This is a genomic window from Cytobacillus sp. IB215665 (genome assembly GCF_033963835.1).
In the GTDB taxonomy this organism is placed as follows: domain Bacteria; phylum Bacillota; class Bacilli; order Bacillales; family SM2101; genus Nanhaiella.
This window is the reverse complement of sequence record NZ_JAXBME010000014.1, coordinates 87,329-109,779: the sequence shown is the minus strand read 5'-3', so window position 1 is coordinate 109,779 and position 22,451 is coordinate 87,329. Positions and strand designations below refer to the sequence as shown.

The 22,451-nt window shown below is 33.4% G+C and carries 19 protein-coding genes; 3 read left to right on the top strand and 16 right to left on the bottom strand.

The window, feature by feature from the left end; genetic code table 11:
* Nucleotides 1-343: 343 nt before the first annotated feature.
* The 11 genes from SLH52_RS16425 to SLH52_RS16375 all read right to left on the bottom strand — a co-directional run bounded on the left by SLH52_RS16425 (nt 344) and on the right by SLH52_RS16375 (nt 12,788).
* Nucleotides 344-838 (bottom strand): GNAT family N-acetyltransferase, encoded by a 495-nt coding sequence (locus tag SLH52_RS16425; RefSeq protein WP_320210357.1) that lies wholly within the window; start codon nt 836-838, stop codon nt 344-346.
* Nucleotides 839-1,773: 935 nt separating this feature from the next.
* The gene (locus tag SLH52_RS16420; RefSeq protein WP_320210356.1) at nt 1,774-2,709 is read right to left on the bottom strand and encodes an ABC transporter ATP-binding protein; all 936 of its coding nucleotides are present in this window, start codon (nt 2,707-2,709) and stop codon (nt 1,774-1,776) included.
* A 6-nt stretch (nt 2,710-2,715) separates the two neighbouring features.
* Nucleotides 2,716-3,768, bottom strand: a complete 1,053-nt coding sequence (locus SLH52_RS16415; protein ID WP_320210355.1) for an ABC transporter ATP-binding protein — start codon at nt 3,766-3,768, stop codon at nt 2,716-2,718.
* Between the two features lie 10 nt (nt 3,769-3,778).
* Nucleotides 3,779-4,726, bottom strand: coding sequence for an ABC transporter permease (locus SLH52_RS16410; protein WP_320210354.1), 948 nt, complete (start codon nt 4,724-4,726; stop codon nt 3,779-3,781).
* A gap of 2 nt (nt 4,727-4,728) precedes the next feature.
* Nucleotides 4,729-5,661, bottom strand: coding sequence for an ABC transporter permease (locus tag SLH52_RS16405; RefSeq protein WP_320210353.1), 933 nt, complete (start codon nt 5,659-5,661; stop codon nt 4,729-4,731).
* A 131-nt stretch (nt 5,662-5,792) separates the two neighbouring features.
* Nucleotides 5,793-7,433: a peptide ABC transporter substrate-binding protein gene (locus tag SLH52_RS16400; RefSeq protein WP_320210373.1), complete on the bottom strand. Its 1,641-nt coding sequence runs from the start codon at nt 7,431-7,433 to the stop codon at nt 5,793-5,795.
* Nucleotides 7,434-8,007: 574 nt separating this feature from the next.
* Nucleotides 8,008-8,400 (bottom strand): GNAT family N-acetyltransferase, encoded by a 393-nt coding sequence (locus tag SLH52_RS16395; protein ID WP_320210352.1) that lies wholly within the window; start codon nt 8,398-8,400, stop codon nt 8,008-8,010.
* 15 nt (nt 8,401-8,415) lie between these two features.
* On the bottom strand, nt 8,416-9,015 hold the full coding sequence (locus SLH52_RS16390; protein WP_320210351.1) for a GNAT family N-acetyltransferase: 600 nt from the start codon (nt 9,013-9,015) through the stop codon (nt 8,416-8,418).
* 654 nt (nt 9,016-9,669) lie between these two features.
* Nucleotides 9,670-10,056 (bottom strand): hypothetical protein, encoded by a 387-nt coding sequence (locus tag SLH52_RS16385; protein ID WP_320210350.1) that lies wholly within the window; start codon nt 10,054-10,056, stop codon nt 9,670-9,672.
* A gap of 526 nt (nt 10,057-10,582) precedes the next feature.
* Complete coding sequence (locus SLH52_RS16380; RefSeq protein WP_320210349.1) at nt 10,583-12,244, bottom strand: DUF4179 domain-containing protein; 1,662 nt, start codon at nt 12,242-12,244, stop codon at nt 10,583-10,585.
* Nucleotides 12,222-12,788: an RNA polymerase sigma factor gene (locus tag SLH52_RS16375; protein WP_320210348.1), complete on the bottom strand. Its 567-nt coding sequence runs from the start codon at nt 12,786-12,788 to the stop codon at nt 12,222-12,224. Before SLH52_RS16375 ends, SLH52_RS16380 begins: the two co-directional genes overlap by 23 nt.
* A gap of 412 nt (nt 12,789-13,200) precedes the next feature.
* Between SLH52_RS16375 and SLH52_RS16370 the strand changes: the two genes are divergently transcribed.
* Together SLH52_RS16370 and SLH52_RS16365 are read left to right on the top strand one after the other, a co-directional pair.
* Nucleotides 13,201-13,668, top strand: coding sequence for a hypothetical protein (locus tag SLH52_RS16370; RefSeq protein ID WP_320210347.1), 468 nt, complete (start codon nt 13,201-13,203; stop codon nt 13,666-13,668).
* A gap of 191 nt (nt 13,669-13,859) precedes the next feature.
* Nucleotides 13,860-14,030 carry a hypothetical protein gene (locus tag SLH52_RS16365; RefSeq protein ID WP_214484047.1) on the top strand — a complete coding sequence of 57 codons (171 nt, stop codon included), beginning with the start codon at nt 13,860-13,862 and terminating at the stop codon, nt 14,028-14,030.
* 170 nt (nt 14,031-14,200) lie between these two features.
* Here the strand turns inward: SLH52_RS16365 and SLH52_RS16360 are convergent, their stop codons facing one another.
* Nucleotides 14,201-14,851, bottom strand: coding sequence for an RNA polymerase sigma factor (locus SLH52_RS16360; RefSeq protein ID WP_320210346.1), 651 nt, complete (start codon nt 14,849-14,851; stop codon nt 14,201-14,203).
* Nucleotides 14,852-14,940: 89 nt separating this feature from the next.
* On the opposite strand from SLH52_RS16360, the gene SLH52_RS16355 reads away from it, so the two are divergent.
* A complete protein-coding gene (locus SLH52_RS16355; protein ID WP_320210345.1) occupies nt 14,941-15,369 on the top strand; it encodes a VOC family protein in 429 nt (142 codons plus the stop codon).
* An 891-nt stretch (nt 15,370-16,260) separates the two neighbouring features.
* On the opposite strand, the gene SLH52_RS16350 is transcribed toward SLH52_RS16355, so the two are convergent.
* The 4 genes from SLH52_RS16350 to SLH52_RS16335 form a co-directional block, all read right to left on the bottom strand.
* A complete protein-coding gene (locus SLH52_RS16350; protein WP_320210344.1) occupies nt 16,261-16,698 on the bottom strand; it encodes an NUDIX hydrolase in 438 nt (145 codons plus the stop codon).
* A 331-nt stretch (nt 16,699-17,029) separates the two neighbouring features.
* The gene (locus SLH52_RS16345; protein ID WP_320210343.1) at nt 17,030-18,313 is read right to left on the bottom strand and encodes a histidine--tRNA ligase; all 1,284 of its coding nucleotides are present in this window, start codon (nt 18,311-18,313) and stop codon (nt 17,030-17,032) included.
* Between the two features lie 790 nt (nt 18,314-19,103).
* On the bottom strand, nt 19,104-19,523 hold the full coding sequence (locus tag SLH52_RS16340) for an NUDIX hydrolase (protein WP_320210342.1): 420 nt from the start codon (nt 19,521-19,523) through the stop codon (nt 19,104-19,106).
* 159 nt (nt 19,524-19,682) lie between these two features.
* Nucleotides 19,683-21,836 (bottom strand): penicillin-binding protein 2, encoded by a 2,154-nt coding sequence (locus tag SLH52_RS16335; protein WP_320210341.1) that lies wholly within the window; start codon nt 21,834-21,836, stop codon nt 19,683-19,685.
* Between the last annotated feature and the right edge of the window lie 615 nt (nt 21,837-22,451).

The window sequence follows — 22,451 nt, the reverse complement described above, 5'->3', positions numbered from 1 at the left end:
TAATATAGACTTACAATTGTTATGAATTCACTGTACATTAAATACTCATAAAATCTTGTTGAGTTCGTGTTGACTTTCTTATACGGAAGACAATAATGAATACGAAACGGCGTTAAAAATGAAATGGGTGATGATATATAGATAGATAGCTTCATAGAAGCTTTCTTTTTACGTGATGTCTAACTCCTGACAAAAGCATTAAAGCCACCATTGAGCAATAAACTCAACGATGGCTTTACTTATATTTTGTTTTATCCACTTATATGCTCAGTAATACAAATTGTGAATTATTGTAGTTGGTATTTTTAATAGATAAGTTTATGTAAAGGATAGCGGCTACGTGTTATAGTAACTTGTACAAATAATATTCGTTCATAGGTTGACCATTTATGATTAATGAATTCACTTTTTCACCCTCAATAACAAAACCCATTTTTTTATATAAGTTAAATGCCTTTATATTGTCTTTTATAACTGTGAGTTCCAGCCTAGATATTTCTTTATCTTTAGCCCAAGCGAAAACACTATTAAATAGACTTGATGCTATGCCTCGTCCTTGAAAATCATCAAGTACACCTAAAACAAGATATGCCGAATGTTGATTTCGTTTGACTTTACCTCCAAATGCGTTCATAAATCCAACTAATTTATGCTCTACTTCTGCTACTAGAAATAATGAGTTCTTTTCAGCTATAATATTTTCTATAGCTTTTCTTTGTTGCTCAAGTGTCATTGATTTTTCACCTGGTTCAAATAACATAAATCCTGATTCATCAATGCTCTTATTTAATTGTAAAAATTTTTCTGCATCGTTTAATTCAATTGGTCTGATAATCATCTTAACGCCCCTTATAATCATAGAAAATACAAATCCATAGTTTTGTTTATTCTTATTCTTCTTGGATTGATATCACATTCTTTTCAACTATCATTTTATAATCTATTAATGGAAATATTTGAAAGTATATGATTACTAACATAAACATTCAAACATTTCCCTTTTTGGACATTCAAAATGTTAAAATAGTAGCTAACATGATACCACTCCACTATGGAATATTATACCTTGAAAAGATCTTTTTTGTCAGTTAAAGGAATTAAGGTATAAGATTTAAAAGTATTTAAGAGATTCGTTATAGATGAAAAATAACATTATTTGTTTGGTGTAAGATGCATTTAAATTTTCAGCAGAAAATAGTGACCCCATCCAAAACATTTATCAAATAGATAGTAGTTGGTAGTCCAGTAATCTAATGTAAATTGTTCGGTTTTCAAGACCACTTTATGGTTAAGTTTTTGTGATTATATTGTATAACCCATTTGAATGGAGATAACTTACTCCTTATTATAAATAATACAAAATAATTCTTAATATTCACTCAATTCATGCTGTTTTCGCATTTTATTGCTCTTATTCGTACTAATAGATAAACACGGATACAACTGTAGTTTCGTGGCATTTTTTCTGCTATGTTATGATGAGAATCACATAAGACTTCTTTCTTTACTGTCGTAATTTTGTATAATTAACAACAAAGTTTACAAAAAGAGCCTTAACAAAAACATTATGAATTACTTAAGAAATAAGTAGAATATAAGTATCGATAACTTAAGGCTTATGATGCAAAAGAACATTATTACAACAGTTTATTGCTTTTAAGATGCCACATACGCTGTATGTACGTGCTTATAACTTAAACTGAAGTGCTGCAATCAATGTGAGAACAGCCTTCAAAAAAGAATGACCTCTACGTAGAGATCATTCTTTTTAACTTACCCTCTGTCCTTATACAACTTATACTCTGATTCCGAACAATAAACATAATGCCCTTGTTTTATTTCCCTCATTGTAGGTGTCTCTTTGTCATAATTATGCTGCAAAGGGTCATAAATTATTCTTTTACGAGAGCGCTCATGATCTGGGTCTGGTAATGGAATCGCCGATAATAGTGATCTAGTATAAGGGTGTATTGGGTCGCTATACAGTTCATCACTCTTTGCTAACTCTACAATTTTCCCACGATACATTACGCCGATCCGATCGCTAATGTACTTGACCATAGACAAGTCATGCGCAATAAATAAATATGTAAGTCCTTTTTCTTTCTGAAGTTTTTTCATCAAGTTCACTACTTGAGCTTGAATAGATACATCCAACGCTGAAATAGGCTCATCTGCAATGATAAATTCTGGGTCTACTGCTAGCGCCCTTGCAATACCTATACGTTGTCTTTGTCCGCCACTGAATTCATGGGGGAAACGACTCGCATGCTCGCGATTTAGTCCAACGATTTCTAATAACTCATGGACTCTATTCATCCGTTCTTGTTTAGAAGAAGCGAGGCTATGAATATCAATTCCTTCTGCTATAATGTCTGATACTTTCATCCGTGGGTTAAGTGACGCATATGGGTCCTGAAAGATCATCTGCATTTTTCTATTAAAAGATTTTAATTCCTTTTTCGACTTCTTCCCGTGGACATTCTCACCGTTATAAATTACCTTACCATCTGTTGCGTTATATAAACGAATAATTGTTCGCCCTGTTGTAGATTTCCCACAACCAGATTCTCCAACTAAGCCAAACGTTTCACCTTTATATATATCAAAGGAAATACCATCAACAGCTTTTACTGTATTTTCTTTGCTAACTTTAAAATGTTGTTTAAGTTCTTGTATCTCCAACAGTTTTTCTTCTTTTAAGTTCATCTTCAATTACCCTCTTTCATGACTGCGTTTGAAAGATTTATAGTGTATTTTCATTCTCTTCACAATTTCAGGAGGATCAACTTTCGGTGCGCTTTCATGTAATAGCCATGTTTTTGCGTAGTGAGTATTTGATACTTTAAACACCGGTGGTTCCATTTCAAAATCAATTTTCATTGCATATTCACTTCTCAATGCAAAGGCATCTCCTACTGGTGGGTTAATTAAATTAGGTGGTGACCCTGGAATCGCGTAAAGTTCATCCTTGCTGCCTTCAAGACTTGGCATTGACCCTAACAACCCCCAAGTGTATGGATGCTGAGGGTTATAAAAAATTTCATCAACTGTCCCAGTTTCAACAATCTGCCCAGCATACATAACCGCTACGCGATCAGCTACATTTGCTACAACCCCTAAATCATGTGTAATGAATATAACTGCCATATCCATCTTTTCTTGTAAATCTTTTAGTAATTCGAGAATCTGCGCTTGAATGGTCACATCGAGAGCTGTTGTGGGCTCATCACAGATCAATAATTTTGGTCGAGATGATAATGCAATCGCAATGACAACACGCTGCCTCATTCCACCACTAAATTGGTGAGGGTATTCATCCACACGTTTTTCTGGCATTGGAATTCCAACCATGTTTAGTAAATTAATCGCTTCCAATCTTGCTTCAGCTTTAGACATACTTTGATGCTTGATTAACCCTTCCATGATTTGATGTCCGACTTTCATCGTAGGGTTTAATGAAGTCATCGGATCCTGGAAAATCATCCCAATATCTTTCCCGCGAATATTTTCCATCTGTTTCTCTGATTTTTGGATTAGGTCCTCACCATTAAACATAATAGAACCCTTCACATATTCACCAGGAGGAGTTGGAATGAGTTTCATGATAGATTGTGTAGTCACGCTTTTTCCTGAACCCGACTCACCGACTATTGCAAGGGTCTCTCCTTTATTAACGTGGAAGTTCACACCACGGACAGCCTTTACCTCACCAGCAAACGTATGGAAGGAAATAGCTAAATCTTTGACTTCTAGTATTCGCTTCATCTTTCTCCCCCTATTTTCGTAGTCGTGGATCGAGCGCATCTCGTAAGCCGTCTCCAACAACGTTAAAAGCAAAAATTGTTAAGCATATAAATATTGCTGGAAAAAATAAGCGCCACGGATAATATTTCAAGGCAGGTACTCCATCACTTGCCATCGTTCCCCAACTGGCGAGAGGTTGTGGTACGCCAAGACCTAAATAGCTTAAAAATGCTTCTGTAAATATTGCAAGAGGGATTGTTAATGTCATCGTAATTAAGATTGGACCCATTGTGTTAGGTACTAAATGTCGAGCCATTATCCTTCTTGTATTTGCTCCAAGTGTTTGGGCAGCTAACACATATTCCTGTGTTTTCAGTTGCAGTACTTGTCCACGAACAATCCTTGCCATACCAATCCAACCTGTAATTGACATCGCAATAATCATCGTTGTCAATCCTTGTCCAAGTACGACCATTAATAATATTACGACTAACAGATACGGTACACCGGTTAAAATATCAGCGATTCGCATTAATACTTCATCCGTACGTTTTCCAATATATGCTGCCATCCCTCCCCAAATCACACCAATAATTAAGTCAATCGTAGCGGCCGCTAATCCGATAAATAAAGAAATTCTTGCTCCATGCCAGATTCTAGTAAAAATATCACGACCTAATTCATCAGTACCAAACCAATATTCACTTGAAGGGGCTTTATTAGCCATTGTTAAATCATTTGTTTTATAATCATACGGCGTCATGTAAGGGCCGAAAATTGCCATAATTGAAAGAATGACTAGTAAGATAATACCAAACACTGCGAGCTTATTGCTTATAAATCGCTTCCTAACATCTTGCCAATAAGTCAGACTTTTACCAAGCTTTTCTGCTTGTTCACCACTTGTTTTTGCTTTCTCAAATAAACCCTTCGGCAAATCTTTATGTATTAATTGAGTATCATCTACTTTCTGTTGCATGATTAATCACCTTTCCCGTCAGCTAACTTAATTCGAGGATCTATAAGTCCGTATAATATGTCGACTAATAATATAGACACTAGTAAGAGGATGCTATAAAAGACCGTTACACCCATTATAGTTGTATAATCTCGATTAGAAATGCTTGTTACAAAATGCATACCTAAACCAGGAATACCGAAAATCTTCTCAATGACAAAACTCCCAGTTAAAATTCCTGATGTTAATGGACCTAAATATGAAACGACAGGCATTAATGCATTTCGAATAGCATGCTTTACAACAACCACATTTTTTCGTAATCCTTTCGCTTTCGCTGTACGAATATAATCAGATTGAAGCACATCTAACATACTTGATCGTGTTAAACGAGCTATAAAAGCAAGTGGTGTTGATGCTAAAGCTAGTGCCGGTAATACTGAATGTGTAAATGATTCAAATCTTGCAACAGGAAACAGCCCAAATTTAATAGCAAATATATACTGTAATACTGAAGCCATTATGAAACTTGGTACAGAAATCCCTAATACTGCAAAAATCATAACAGAATAATCTTGCCATTTATTATGTCGTAATGCTGAAATGATTCCGAAGAGAACACCAAATGCTAACGCAATAAAAATAGCCTCCATACCCAAAATAAAAGATACCGGGAAACCATCACTAATCATGTCATTTACAGATTGACCTTTATATTTAAATGATGGCCCAAAATCCCATTGAGCAACAGAAGTTAAGTAATCGAAATATTGCTCATACCATGGCTTGTCCAATCCATAATATTCATTTAAGCTTTTTAGTATTTCTGGTGGAGGTTCTTTTTCCGCTGTAAATGGCCCACCTGGCGCTGCCTTCATGAGAAAAAAGGTAGTACTAACGATGATAACAATTGAAAACAGTATAAATAATAACCGCTTTAGTATGTACTTTACCAAATATTCACACCCCCAAATTTTCCTTGATGTGAAATAATGGTATATAGAGCTTACCTCTATATACCATTATTCAACAGTTTCATTTTCAAAAAAACCAGTATAAGAAAATGAGTCACCTTTTGTTTAAAAGGTTATTCAGCGGTAAAATAAGCCCACTTGAATTGAATATCACCTAACCCAGAAATTGCTACGTCATGAATATTGTCTTTCTTTACAAAAGTGTTTGTATAGAAATAAATTGGTGCAACTGGCATATCTTCCATAAAGATTTCTTCTGCTTGTTTTAATAAGTCCAAACGTTTCTCCGGATCTGTTTCTGTAACAGATTGATCTAACAAGCTTGCAAAGTCATCACTATGCCAGCGTGTATCATTATTTCCACCTAAATTTTTATACAACTCTAGGAAATTGATTGGATCATTGAAGTCGCCTATCCAACCCATACGGCCAATTTGATAATCACCCGCATGCAGTGTTTCGATATAGACTGCCCACTCTTCATTTCCTAGTTCTACGTCAACACCTAAGTTTTTTGACCACATATCTTGAATCGCTTGGGCAATTTTCGCATGTGCTTCATTTGTGTTATATGAAAGTGTGATTGGTGGTAAATCATCAATACTTGCATAACCTTCTTCTGCTAAACCTTCCTCGAGTAGCTGTTTTGCAGTTTCAATATCATTATCTTGGAAATACCCCTTCTCATTTTCAGGGAACATTGATGGTGGTACAGCTGCCATCGCTGGAATTTGTCCACCTTGTGTAATATTTTCTACAATCGCTTTACGGTCGATTGCAAATGAGAATGCTTTACGAATCTTCTTATTGTTAAACGGTGCTTCCTCAGTATTAAACTTATACCAATAAACACCAGCTTTAGGTGTAACGTTAAGTGTTCCATCTGCTTTAAGAGATGGAATTGCCTCTAGTGGTAAATTTCCAGTCGGTGAACCTGCCCAATCAAGCTCGTTATTATCAAACATTGTTATCTCAGTATTAGGATCATTAATCATATACATTTCAATCGTTTCAAGCTTAACTGTTTCAGCATCCCAGTAGCTTTCGTTTTTTTCTAGAACGATTTTATCGCTATGCTCCCAAGTTGTCATTTGGAATGGACCGTTTGAAGTATAGTCACCGCCAGCATCTAATGCCCAATCTGGATTTTCTTGCGCGATCTTACTATTAATTGGCATATAAGTATAAAATGCTGTTAATTCAAGGAAATACGGTGTTGGAGCTACTAGCTGTACTTCTAACGTTTTTTCATCAATTGCTTTAACCCCAACTTCATCAATAGAAACTTCACCAGCTATTGCTTCAGTAGCATTTTTCAATACTTCTAGTTGGTATGCATAGTCTGCATTTGAACCTGGATCAAGCACCCATTTCCATGCATATTCAAAGTCATTTGCCGTAACTGGGTCACCATTTGACCAAGTTACACCATCACGAATTGTAAAAGTATAAGTAAGTCCGTCTTCAGAAATATTAATTTCTTCAGCCATTGCTTCTTCAGGTACACCATCTTGATTAATTCTTGTTAAGCCTTCAAATGTTTGTAATAACACACTTGATGATGTTGTATCTGACGCGAGGCCAGGATGTAATGCAGGTGGCTCAGTGTTTATGTTTATCCTTAGAGTTTGGTCAACTACTTCAGTATTATCAACTGCATTATTATCTTCTGTTTCCTCATTAGTTTCCTGGTTTTCTGTTACTTCTTCATTCTCAGATGTTGTTTCAGTATTTCCGCATGCCGCAAAGACCATTGTAAATGCTAACAGCAATGTGAGAAGCAAATACAGCTTTGTCTTTTTCAAATTGAATCTCCCCCTAATTGTAATTTTTTGTATGCAGTGGGTAAATGGCCCACTGAAACTATTATATTATTTACTGAAAATATTGTAAATTAATATTTTTCTTCTTTTTGCGAATTTTATGACTTTTTTTGTCGAACAATGGCACATTAAACCAGTTGTTGTTAATGAAGAATATGGCACTAAAAAAGTAATTAAATGTATTGAATGAAGACAATGGAGCCCCAACTTGATTTCTTCATTCTAAGTGGTATTATAGGAATATATTTTAGAATGATTCGATCCTGTTATGAGCAAAACTTCAAAATAATTTTTATGCCTCATCGAATAGGTCACCCTACAAAAAAACATTGCAAGTAGGATTTTCTTAAACTTGACTAAGTTGCTGTAAGAACTGAGATTGTTATGTTAGCAGGTAATCTACTATACTTATAAATACTTAGTTTAACGATAAAAGACAATCCCATGTCTTTAAATTACACTTGAATCCCACATTCTTTTCATATCAGTTATAAATATTATCAATCTATTTCCTTACCCATACCCCACCCGAACAATGAGTAAATCCACAATTCCTATAAAAATTCAAATACTTTTGATCATGTGTTAAAGTGATGATTCCCAAGCCAAACCTTTCTGACTCTCTCAATAATTCTCTTACTAGAGCTACACCAATACCCTGACATTGATAGTCAGGATGTACGAGTATATCTTCCATATATCCATGTTGTAAGCCCATACCTGAAATATAACCAAAAGCAATAAGTTTTTCTTTTTCATCACGAACACCAGCCCAAAAATTACAACGTTCAAATAGGGTAGGATAATCGTTATCACGTCTATCCCACCCTAAAACCTCTCTTAAATCCGGTACTTCATACCTAGATATAGCAGGGTTAATCTTTACTATGTATGTCACAATCTTCCCTCCAAGTTATTCCATGTTAACAATATAGTTTTTTTCGCTTTCATTCTGTTGCAAATAATCTTCTAGTAGAATTCCCCATACAGCACAGTCCTTGTATTGTTTTTTTGAATTGCGTATCATATGTCTAATTACTCCTTCTTGTACCATACCGACTTTCTTCATAATCCTACCAGAAGCAGGATTGTCTATGTTATGTGCTCCAGAAATTTTATGAATGTTCATATACCTAAAGCCAAACTCTACAACCGCTCGTAACGCTTCAGTCCCATAACCCTGATTCCACCATTTGTAACCTAGCGAATAACTTATTTCACAATTTTCAGTTGCATGATCAAAATTATATAAGTCTATTTCTCCAATTAAATCTCTATTGGATTTTAGTTTAATAGCCCAGTAACAACAGTTTTCATTCTCATAATCTGATACAATCTTAGTTATTCGCTCAACGGTTTGTGAAACATTCTTATGTGCAGGACTTATCCGATTGTCACTTACTTTTTCGTCAGAAAGCCAATTAGTAAAAGCATCCTGTGTATCTGTGAGTTCAAACTTTCCAAGGATTAATCTGTCTGTTTCTAGTTGTGGCGTTCCTGAATAAATAATCATTTTGCTCTCCCTCTTCAGTAAATTTTTCCTTTTCTACTCTTCTTTGATTTCTTCATTACCACTGAATTTTTTATCATTATCACACATATTGTGTCATTATCGAATCACTTTATAAACAACACACCCATTGTTAAATATAAGCATCATTTTGCTGTAAAACCGTTACTTTTGCGAATTATCATTGCAAGTGGTTAGGGTCGTCGTTTTATGTTTAAGAATTTCAAAGTATATGTTATTACCGATATCCCATTGCTAAAGGTTATTCGACAATATTTTCACATTCTAGCAGGGAACTATCATTATTAAATAAACTTTAATTGACGTTTAGTTTGTCTTATATTCTTATTTTATCCATCTTTTACAATAGTGATATTATTGATTAAGAATAAATTAAAAAGCGCTTCCTATAAAGAAAGTCGCTATGAGTTGTGTATGATAACTACCTAAGAGACTTCTAAGGCTTATTTGATATCTTGATATAAGAATAAAATGTATTTACTTATATCTCACTTTTCAGTTTATTTAATCTGAGACGATCAATATATTTACCATTCCTTAGACTGTCTTATCTTAATATACCTACTTCAACATACCCACTCTGTCGCTTTTGAGCTAGGCTTATAAAACTAACTAGGTGATGATTAAAACGAACTTTTAAGGTTGATATCCTAACATCCCAAACATTACAACACTATATAAATAAAAAAGACCGACAGGAACTACACTTATGGCAATCAAAACCTTTTGTTTTTTATTTTTTCCGTTAATAAACCATAAATAATAAGAATAAATAATTAAACCCAATAGCGGAAGTGCAAAAAATATTACATAGTTATCAACATATGCTGACCTGAGATCCCAAAACACCTCAAGAGAATAAGATGCTTTATCACTTGTTAATTCATTATATCCTCTACTAAAAATATAAATTAATCCAGCATAATAGATTCCAAACAATCCTCTGACCCAAAATTTAATATGATGATTTATGATAAGCACAGCAGTTAACAACAAAACTATAAAAATTATGGTAAATGGCATAGACAATTCAACCCCTTTTCTTTGTTAATATGAAATTTATTACGGGCGAAAGTTTATATTGTATTTTTTTCCAATTTTATTATAACCTTATTTTAAAAGTAAATCTAATATACATTCTTTATAATTTACAGCATTACTAATAGTTACAAACTGTATAGTTTCTATCCGCTTTTTCACCTTGTTATATCAAATTAGCAACTACTGGAATACAATACATTCCTAATAAAGAAAGGATGTTTGGCAATGATTTTTGCTATTCTGAATAAGATACAAACATGTAAACAACAGCGTTCGTAGCATCTATTCAACTTTAAAATCGGAAAGAACTTCATATTTATATTTTTTCTTTAGGCTCTTTTCATAGATTTTGCTGCTAATGTTAATTAATGAAGATTGATGATAACCTTATATTCATTGTAAAATCCGAACCTTATTATTTAATACGGAATAATAAGGTTCGGACTAGTTGTTATATACAGATAAAGTTCCCATACTGATGAAATAGACTTTAAAAAGGGTTACAAAATCATTCTTCAATTTGATAAAGAGGAACCTGCCATTGTTTATCCAATTCATAAAAGCGTTTAACCGAAAGTAAGTGTAATGTTAATTCTTCTGGAATCTCCTTTATATCGTACGCTCGAATGTCAATTGTCGTTTTATATCGATCATTTTTATCTTTTTTATTGAGAATTGATTTTGTATCGAATGTAGGATATACATTGCCGTTATCATCTTCTATTATCCAATTAACGAACTCAGACGCTAACTCATCCTTGCCTCCTTCCATTTCAATAGTGAAGTTGGACTCTATTTCAATAGGAATAATATCTTTTCGCAAAGAATATTCATTACGTTTTTTTGCTATTGTAATTGTCATATAGTTTCCTTCATATTCAAATGAAACTGGATTTTTCTTTAATTCTTTAGGATTAATTGTGATAGAAAAATCTGAAGGAACTGTTTTTGCCACGCCGTCAACCACAAAAGTCAGTTTTTCATACTCACCTAATGGGGTGAAAAACGTACTCCATGCATTATGCCCAAGCAATGCTAAATCTTCGCTAGAAGTACCTAGACTATAAAAATTAGAATCTATGGAATTATCTTGGAAGATTGCGGCATGATAGGTAGGATCATTTTCATATATGTTTTTACGTTCTTCATTTTCCAAATGATAATTAATATCAGACCCATATAGTGCTAAATTACTACTTATGTCTTTACCATACTGCTCTTCAAACTTTTGTATATTTTCTTCAACCTTTGCTAATTCTTCCTCTGTAAAAGATGTTTCATACATTAGTTCATAGGATGATGGAGCATAGCGTATTTCCTTCATGGTGATCATCACTCCATTATAGGTAGTACCTACATCATCTAAGGGTAATGTATGAGTTAATTGTAGACTCTTTGTTAAGTCCACTGGAACATCTAGCTGCCAATTGCCTTTTACGCCATTGATATCTGATATGTTAAATATTAACGTAAACACCTCTCCTAATTCCTCGTATTCTCTTAGAGGGAATTCAATAAACCCATAATCATCTTCACGCTTCATCCAACTCTTCTGTTCCATAGGAATAATTTTGCCATTTTGAATGATTGCTGAAATGTCATTGTCCATGTCCTTAGGATGGACAGACCAGTCAATGTCATAATCAATAACTTTTCCATGCTCATTCATCAACTGATATGATATAGCTAGACGAGAAGGATCTGCAATGACATCTTCAACTTTAAATGTTATATTTTGATCAGTAACTTCAAGATTTACTCTTTCACCGACACCAGCTTCGGACGCCATTCTTAAGCCATCATCCACTTGATTTGTAGAAAACAGGCCTCCAATCAATTGAGCAAAGCTAGGCTGTAATACCGCGCTTAAGCTTAAAGTTAAAATGACGCCTGCTACAGTGAGCATGACTCTTTTTTTAATCGACCTCTTCTTGCGAGTAACCTTCTGTTTGTATGGCTCTAACTGATCTAGAACGGTGGAAGCAAATTGATCAGGTAGTGTAGGTGTTTGTAATGTTTCCTTTATAAATCTTTGCTCATCTTGAAAAGTATTTACGACATGCTGACAATGCACACAATCTTTTAAATGATATTGAATTTTATTGTGTTCTTGTATCAGGAGTAATTGATCTACATACTGAGAAAGTTTATCTGTCGTTGGACAATTCATAGAAGTAATCCCCTCCTTGTTTTACAGTACGTCTCATCTTGCTCTTTGCCCGATGAAGTTTATTTCGAACAGTTGATAAAGGCAAGTCTACCAGTTCACTTATTTCGTTATAGCTGAGTTCATTTACATACCGTAACAAAATAACCATACGCTCATCTTCTTGTAACGTTTCGATTAAGCGTTCAAGCTGCCTTTGTTTCTCTTTTTTCAAGAAAATGACTTCAGGGTCATTCATGTTTAATAGATCTCCTTCGTTGATTTCAACCTGCTTCATCTTATAACGCTTCTTCCGAAATTCGTCCATACAGTGGTTAATAGCCACTCGATACATCCAGCTAGAAAACGAACCTTGGCTGTCATATTTATGCAACTGATGATACACCTTGATAAATGCCTCCTGCACTAAGTCTTGTGCGTCTTGTGGATTTTTTGTCATCCGTAGAATCGTTGCAAATAACGAATTTTTATATTTATTAATAATGTGTGCGTAGACTTGTTTATTGCCATTTATCACTTCTTCTACCCATTTCAGTTCTTCTTCCATAATGACCTCCAGACAAGTTAAAACGATCATGCGCATTTCTCGTTTCTTCTATCATTTATAATAACGGGTTTATGAGTGAAATAATTTCAAGTAAACATAAAAAATTCCTTAAGTTAACATATTTTTATAGAATAGGGTGCATTTCACATTATACAATTGAAATGGTCATAAAGAGTTTAAAGTAGGGGGGCATAACACGACTCAAGAAGGAGAAAAACCTATATCTGCATTAGTGGAAGTTAAATTTTGTTATCAGGATCATTACATGTGATAAAGCTGACATCTATACAATAATTCTCCTGTTATATTAATGATTTAATCATCAAAACCTATGTAGCTTATTAGCGTATAGCAGATTATTAATACGTTATAAGGAAAATATTATATAAATTAAAAAGAAAGGATATAAAAAATGAAAAAACTAATGTATACTCCTATCATTTTTTTCGCACTATTTACAGCTGCATGTTCTAATAATGAAGTGATTAAAAGTGAACCACCAATTGCACTAATTGAGATAAATAATAAACAGTATGAAACAATACTAGGGAGTTATTGTTGGAAAACTTCAAAAAGCTCAAACATTTGCGTTGACACAGCTGGGCCAGTTGAAATGTTGGCAGGAGAAACACCTATTGAAGTGAAGTCAGGCGAAGTAGTAAGGTTTGTCATGCATTACGAACCAAAGCCTACCAAAATCCATGTAACACAAATTGAAGGTGTTAAAACTTCTGATGTTATCCTAGAAAATAACACCTTTTTCGCACCAATGGACAAAGGAATTTATTATTTTAGCTACGGTGTATGGTGGATGGATAAGAAAAATACAAACGTATCTGATGGTGATGCTTTTTATAATTTCGTGTTAGAAGTGAAATAACGATATTTTTAGTAGTCTTTTATCAATAACATTACTTCAAACTGTTATTTACATTGTAAGAGTACCTAAACAAAGATATTTGTAAAAAATTGTATAGCTTTTTACTACCTACCCTACACATAGTCTTATTTAAATCAGTGTGTAATTTTGATAAAATGTATTCATAAAATCTAATTGATTGAGGTAATGAAATGACAGATCATACAGAGATAGATTTAAATATAGTATATGACTATAAGAAATACCCTGACAAAGTAAGTGGTCGTTGCGATAATTGTAACTCATCCATTTTTAAAAGCTCTGCAAAGGACTATGTTTTTATACGTGAATGTACGAATTGTGGAATGAAAAAAAGCATCTAACCTAGCCCTACTATATAGGGCTTTTTGTTTTGTCCAAATGAAGAATTGAAAAAAATAACTATATACCCTGCCCTCTTTAATTTCTATAGCTAAATTTGCATGGTAAGATACAACGAAAATTAACATCCATGACTTTTTACATTCATATAACCTACATACTCCTACTCGAATCATGGCGAAGATAGCAGCTCGAGTATATTTCCATCAGGATCAATCACATGACATACAGACTGACTACTACTTCTCCTTACTTTAAAGTTACGGGCTTCAAGTAATCTGTAATAAAAAAATATCTTATTAGCATTGGCCTCCTTTATTGCACTAGAGAGCCCAACAATGATTTGATGGTTTTGAACATTAACACCTGCATTAGATTTTGGAGATGATTGTAGTCTCTTTCTTGACCTATGTAACGCTGTTTTTATAGATTCGTTACTTATGCGAAGCATTGAGCTTAGTTCTTTTATCGTATAACCAAACACGTCTTTAAGCGTTATAAGCATAGCTTGTTTTAACGGTAAATATACAAGTAATGATTCAATTAAGATATCGTATTCTAAAAAATCATTCGTCTGATTATGAATCTCTTCATTGAAATAAAATAAGTCTCTTTTTTTTCTATTTTCATCTATAAAAAGGTTTTTAGCCACAGTATAAAGAAAAGCGTATGTAATTTCTCGGTTAGGCTCTGAGTCTCTCAACCTATAAACCTTTAATAAAGTCTCTTGAACAAGGTCTTCTGCCATCCATGTTGAACCTGTTAGTTTCAAACAGTATTTATTTAGTTTTGTGATAGTTAATGCTAAATTGTCAAATACCACATAAAACCCCCTCAAAAAAATAAAATTGTTGTAACCTTTTTACCATTATAAACGTTATACTTAGGAATTTATATAAAAGGAGAGATTTGATGATGCAAGTTGGAAGTATATTTATCCCTGTAACTAGCATTAAGGAAGCGACAAAATGGTATGAAAAGAATTTAGGCGTTAAGAAAATTGACGGATGGGAAGATGGTGCCGGTTTTTATTTTCCAAACAGTTCTACTCAATTGGCCCTTGTTCAAGTTGAAGCTCCACAACCAACTGAATTTATCATTAAAGGGAAGAAAAAAAATGTCTATTTTAATTTTGTAGTTGAAGATATTAATTCAGTTTTTGACCATCTTCATAGTAATGGTGTTATAACTACAGACATTGAAGATTATGGAGGAATGAAAGGTTTTGAGTTCTTTGATTTAGATAATAATATATTTAGTGTTGTTAGTGAAAGTATTGACTCACCTTTTCATATTGAAAACGTTAAAAAGATTCAGAAGATGAACAAAAAAAGACATTAAAAAGTTAATAAAGTGTCCAATGATCAAAAAAAAAACGCTCAATAAGAGCGTTTTTTTTATTAAAACAGCGTTATTTCCATATATAGCTTAGAAGGTAGGCAGGCATCATTTATCACTTATGACTCCTCCTTAACCTTTTCATGCGAACTAAGGAATGACATTCTATATATATTTCAGATGTATTAAATATGACACACAAATCATAATGACGAATATTATTCCCCCTCATAACTATTCCGTGAGTTCCTAGAACATCTTATTCAGTTGAAAAATCTAATAACAACTGTTTAAGTCAACAATATCACAAATTATTAACCTCGCCATTTACAAATACAAATTTTGGATTAGATTATGATTTTTTCAATATAGGAAGGATATATATCTTTATCTGAAATTTGTTTCCATGTGTAAACACACAGATATTCCAATATTGAATTTTAAAGTTGCCTTCACATTATGATAAATCTCATGTTCGTTCATTTTCAGTTTACAAGTATTCACATGCTAATTTAACAGGAAATGCGTTTAAAAGTTCCAATTATGTACTTCTTAATCATGCTTTTAATCGACCTTTGGCAAGAGGAAAAATTCCGCCTTAAGTATGAAGCCTAAACAACCTTTCGATCGTATTTAAAAATGATGCATCAGTTTATACTTAAATCATCAAAAAACAAAGGGTGATGATCTTGTTAAAAAAATGGTTTACACGCCATCTAAAACATGCATCTACAATAGATATATATAAAGAAATTGAACGAGGGAAGCTAGAGGTAATGCTCAAAAATCATGCTTGTCGATTATATTTAAGATATTAGATAGAAAGATTAATAATAATTATACAACTTCTATTTCCATTTCTTCTTCACCTTTTTCCAGTTAATCAACATTTATTTAGTACTTATGACTGACTCTACCTCTAAGTAAATAAGGGGCTGATGATTTACTTTTAATCAACCCCTTTTCGTTTGTAATATGTACATATTGCTCTGCTTTCGACGATTCCATCCAGGTAATTTCTTCAATCTCTTCAGGCAATGATATGCCCATTTCTCCACCTATTATTTTTCCCCTAAAAGTAAAAAAAACAGCGTGGTTACCACTTTCTTCAAAGAATGCTTCACTTATAGAAAATATGCCGTCTAATTCAACGACAAACCCTGTTTCTTCTCTAACTTCACGGATTGCAGCATCTTGCAGGGTTTCTTCTTGTTCTACTGCCCCTCCTGGTAAAGTATAGTAAGAGGTCTTTTCGCCCTTATTTTTAACCAGCAATACTTGTTCCTCATGCTCATCAAAGATGAGTACGTATGCAACGTCTACTCTTTTCACCGCTCGTATTTCCCCCTTAAGAAATAGTAGTATAATTGAATGGTATAAGCTATTTTTTCTTAGGAGATCTCCTTACACAATATCCAGCAGATTTAAATCTGTTCGTTTAGATCTTACCAATGGAAAATAAATATAATCATACCCTTCCTTACCCATTTTAATCATATTCTTACATATTGACCTTGTCAAACTGTGGCTTATTTTCAATCGGTAGCAGCAACATATAACCTTGTAATATTATGTAATTTTGTCATGGCTTGTAACAGAGTATACCCATTCTATACCGCTCAAGCATTGCTTATATGGTTGAATCATTGATATTATTAGCAGTTTAACTATTAAATTGAAAAGGTTCAAACTTCTCTTCTCCTGAAAACATATTTTTTATTTTAAGTTGATTTTTCTTCACTTCATCTTCTCCGACAATAATCACATAAGGAATTTTCTCTTTGTTTGCCTTAACAAGCGCCTTTCCTAATTTTTTGTTACTCATTTCCATTTCAACTTTATTACCTTGATTTCTTAAATAGTGGGCTACTAACAAGCATTCTCTCTCTGTGTTTATTGGTATTAAATAATAATCTATATCCGTCTTGTTAGTTAATTCTTTAGACACACTCGTTGCTGTATATATGGCGTCTAAACCAAAGGAAATTCCGACTGTGGAATATTTTTCATTCGTTCCAATAAGTCCACCAATTGCATTGTCATACCTCCCACCACTCCCGATACTTGATTTTAGTGATAAATCAGCTAAAAAAACTTCATAGATCGTACCTGTGTATATTTCTAACCCTCTTGCTAAAAATGGGTTAAATTCACATCGCTCACTAGCATCAAGTAATTCTAAATAATTCTCAAGCTCTTGTAATTCATTAAGCCCTTGTTTTACTCGTTCATTTTGTTCGGAGAGTGATTGAAAGTAACTGTAGCTTGTATTATTGTTAGCAGTGATAAATTGTTTTATCGATTTAATCGTTAACTTCGACAGTCCAAGTTCATCAAGCTCATTTATTACATTGTCTAAGCCAACCTTTTCAAGTTTATCTAATATCATCACAACTTTATTAATCTTTTTTTCCTCTGTTTGAAATACTTCCAATATGCCAGTTAGTAATTTTCTATTGTTATATTGGATAATGATATCTAAATCAAGTTGGCGGAAGGCATCCAATGCCATGATTATTAATTCAGCTTCAGCTAATTGTGATTCTACTCCAACAATATCAACATCACACTGCGTAAATTCTCTAAGTCTACCTGTTTTTATAGGTCCATCCCTGAATACTTTACCAATTTCATATCTTTTCATAGGCATCCTCAAAGTTGGATTTAACGCAACTACTTTGGCAAACGGTATTGTGAGGTCATATCTTAAAGCCAAACCTCTTGCTCCTCTGTCAGATAATGTATACATTTCTTCTAATATTTCAGCTCCACCTCCATACTTAGAAGCAAGTAATTCCGAATAATTTAAAATAGGTGTCTCTAGTGGTTTGCATCCGTATTTAATAAATACATCTTCTAACGTTCTTTTAATATCTCTTCTAATTATTTCAGCACTTGGTAAGTAATCTTTGGTTCCTTTGACATTTTGATAAGCCATTTTTTTCATTTTTTTCTTCCTCCATTATTAAAGTAAGCTGTTTTATTATAAAGACACACATTCACAACTAGAGTTCGTGAAATCTTTTCGTCGTACACTTTTTGATACTAATTTGATAACAATTGCAACAAATTTTTTAAAAGAACCTTAGCTGGTGTTTAAAACGATGGCGACACATCCTTTTGTAAATAAAGGCTGTTATCGCATTAATTATTGCTTTCCTATTAAGTGCTACACATGAATATAACTAATGCTCTTGGCATTTTTTCCTCTCTAAATACTATATAAACCACATCATTTGCTCAAATTTATGTAACAAAAAGCAACAATGTTTACGATAATATACTAAATAAAAAAACCGCATGTGAGATAAGTTGTTAACTTAGTCAAATGCGATTTAATAAGTAATAGCCATCCTATGTACGATTTTTTTGATCGTATAGCACGGCTAAATGTTATGATGATGAAATTGTTCGAATGAAATAATACTTATACAATAGGTCATGCTTACCACCTCTAATTTCCAGTTAATATATCATACTTCATTGGTAGTATCAAATCATTTTTTCTTAATTTTTTGATTTATTAGCACATTAAACTGTAACTCATATGTATCAGCCTTCATCATGTCCTGAAAATCATATCTGTATTATGAGCCAAGATAGGTCATTATCATAAACGTTTCCGTGAGTACCAATAATGGCTTTCTTACCGTTAAAATTAGTTAGAAGTCTAATGGCGTATAGCACGATTTTATACAACTCTTTTAGCTTAAGTTAAGGAAGCGTAGTTGCAATGTTCAATCAAAGACAAGCTTTAAATAATCACCATGTCCTCTAATAAGTTCAACCTCATTTTCTGAAGAAATCCAGAAAAACTGGAACGTTAGTCCTTCTTCCTCACCCCCGCCTGTTGGCTCGTAGTCCCATTCATTTGATGCAGTCGTTACAGAAATTTTATAAAAAAACCGATGATGTATAGCCCCATCATCATTTTCCCATAAGTCTTCCGCAATTAAATATTCAACATGAAAGTTTTTCAGTCCAGTCTCTTCTTCAATCTCTCTTATTACAGCATGATAAGTATCTTCATGTGGTTTAACTGTGCCTTTTGGTATTTGTATTCCCGCTTCAAATATTGGGTGTTGAAAGACTAAAACTTGTGTTTTTCCTTCTCTCATTCTAGTAACATACCCATATGCTTTTTTTATCGGTGTCAATATTGGAATCCTCCTATCAAAAAGGTTGTTTGTTTGCTCTATCCAGTTATACATAAAACAGAATAAGAAATTCTAGTACTAATTAAAATAATTAGCTTAAATTAATATGAGGGGCTGCTGTATAGACATTTCCATAACTCAGCCCCTCTCTCTTAATCACTACTCATTTTCATCTTCACTTGTGGAATCGGTTAATTCAGACTCAACCTCATCGATAACTTCTTGTTCCGTACCATTGGCTCTTTGTTGCTTTAAATTGAAGTATTCATCTAAAATTCTCTCGCCTATGTTTAAATTTATGAAAGTATTACTATTCCCGTAGTCTGCAGTAGGCGCGACAACCGAAAATGCAACCTCTGGATTGTCATAAGGTGCATAACCAATAAGAGTTAGATTATGAGCATAAGCTACATTTTCCGACATATCTACATCTACTTGAGCGGTTCCTGTTTTCCCAGCCGGTTTATAAGGTTTGTCTCCAAAAGAACCTACAGCAGTACCTCCAGATTCTTGCATTACTTGACGAAACCCCTCTTGCACTTGTTCAATATACTCTTTTTTCATATCAACTCTATTTAAAATTTCAGGTTCAAATTCTTTTAAAATAGGACCAAGTCCATTTTGATCAGCAGCTGGTTGATGAATATCCTTGACAATTTGTGGTTTTACCCTGTAACCACCATTAGCAATAGTAGATACATATTGTGCTAGCTGGAGTGGTGTATACGTGTCATATTGCCCAATAGATAGATCCAATAATAAACCTGGAAGTTTACCTGTTCCAGCAAACCCAGTTTGTTCACCAGGTAAATCAATCCCTGTTTTTACCCCTAGACCAAATTGACTAAAATAATAGCGAAACGTATCAAAAGCAGCTGTATTTATATACAATGGCTTTCCATAAGCATAATTACCTTCACCTATCTCAATTGCAGTATAAAACATATAGACATTAGAAGATCTTTTAAGCGCATCAAGGTCATTTACAGGACCTAACACTTTATATGATCCTTTTGGTAAACCATTAATATTCAATGGACTATCAATAAAGGTTGTACCTGGTCTAATTGCATTTGTTTCAAAGCCTGTTAACACTGTCGCACCTTTTACTGTTGAACCCATCTCATACGACAATTGAAAAGTTCCCCTAGCAAAATCTAAAAATTCTACTTCACCTTGATCATTTTTCACATATTGCTTCCCAGCTAATGATAGTACTTCACCAGTAATAGGGTTCATCATAACGACAAAGGCACGGTCTAAAAATGCAGCTCCAGGTTTGCTTTTTGCAGTTACTAATTCCTCTTCAATAATTTTTTCAACGGCAATTTGCAAATCCATATCAATAGAAAGAACAAGATCTTTACCATTTGCACCTTCTGTAATAACTTCCTGAGTAAGAGGATTACCTGCCTTGTCTGTAATATTTTTAACCTTCTCTTTTTGACCATGTAGAACATCTTCGTATTGCTTTTCAATATAGCTTTTACCTACACGGTCATTACGACTATATTCTTTAGCGACATAATAGCTTGCTACTTCAGAAGGTAACCCTTCCTTTGATGATGTAATATTTCCTAATACGGTTCGAAAGGTATCACCATACGGGTAATCACGCACCCAATCTGTAGTCGTATCTACACCTGGCAATTGTGATAAATGTTCACTTACAACTGCATATTCCTCTTCAGAAACTTCATCATTCTCATTTTCACTGTTACTTTTTACAATTTGTGGTGTCAGAGCATAACCGTTAAATTCACGATAAATTGCAAGTACCTCAAGCTCCTGACCTGTAATTGTTGCAAGCTCCTCTTCAGTAATTCTGTCAAGCTGAAGCCTGTATATATCTGTGGCTTCAAGATCACCATCATCTAGTTTCTTTAATTCTGCATCTGTAACTTTTTCTAAAGCTTCTTCAGGATGAGTTAACATCCAAAAGTCTTTTTTATCACGTTCAGTAACATCTTTAGTATCTTTGTCAATAAAAATTGCTAGATCTCTCGCAACCTTAAGGCTCTCCTCGGCTGTTGTACCTTGATAACCAGTATATGTAATTGCGTTTAACGGTAAATTGTCTACAATGACTTTACCGTTCCTATCATATATTTTCCCTCTTGGAACAGAAGCACTTATAGTCACCTCTTCTTTTTTTTCAATTTCACGGCGATAATCTTCCCCATAAACGATTTGAGTAAGTCCAAGTTTTAAAATCAATGTTGAAAATAGTAAAAAGACGATAAAAAATAGCACATTCAATCGAAATGGGAGATGATTCCTTTTCTTCTTATTGTTTTTCTGTTTCTTTTTCATCCATGCACCTACTATAGTTATTTTTCCATTATTATCAAATTCATAAAAGGGATAATTTACTCTAAAAGCCCATTCAACAATACGAACAAAACACTGCGTTGAATTTAAAACCCGTTGAATGTATCCACTAGTTAAGATAGTTACAATCACTTATGACTTTTATATCTTATTTCTTTTTACTTTTATGCCTATGTTGTTCTAAGAAGGGGGCCACGATTTAGTGTTATCCCACTCTCTCATTCGTGTACCTTTACTATTATATTTTTAAATTGACCAACCCTGAGTTTATCTAAATGATGATGATACAAATTCGTAAAAATTTACTGATACTCCCCCCTTTTTTATAAAACTTCTCATATTGTTTGACGAATGATATGACGTATAAGTTGCATCATTAAGTATAAAAATTACTATAACAGTAAAATTTTGATAAGTTATCATTTTGAACTAACATAGTTTGAAAGAATAGTTTAAGTATAAGAAGTGAATTGACAGAATTCATTCAGAAGACTATAAGAGGTTATAGAAGGAGACCTTATAAAATATGAACTATATTATTCAAATAAAATAATAGGCTTAACTTAGCGACCGATTGCATAATTGAATCCCAATATG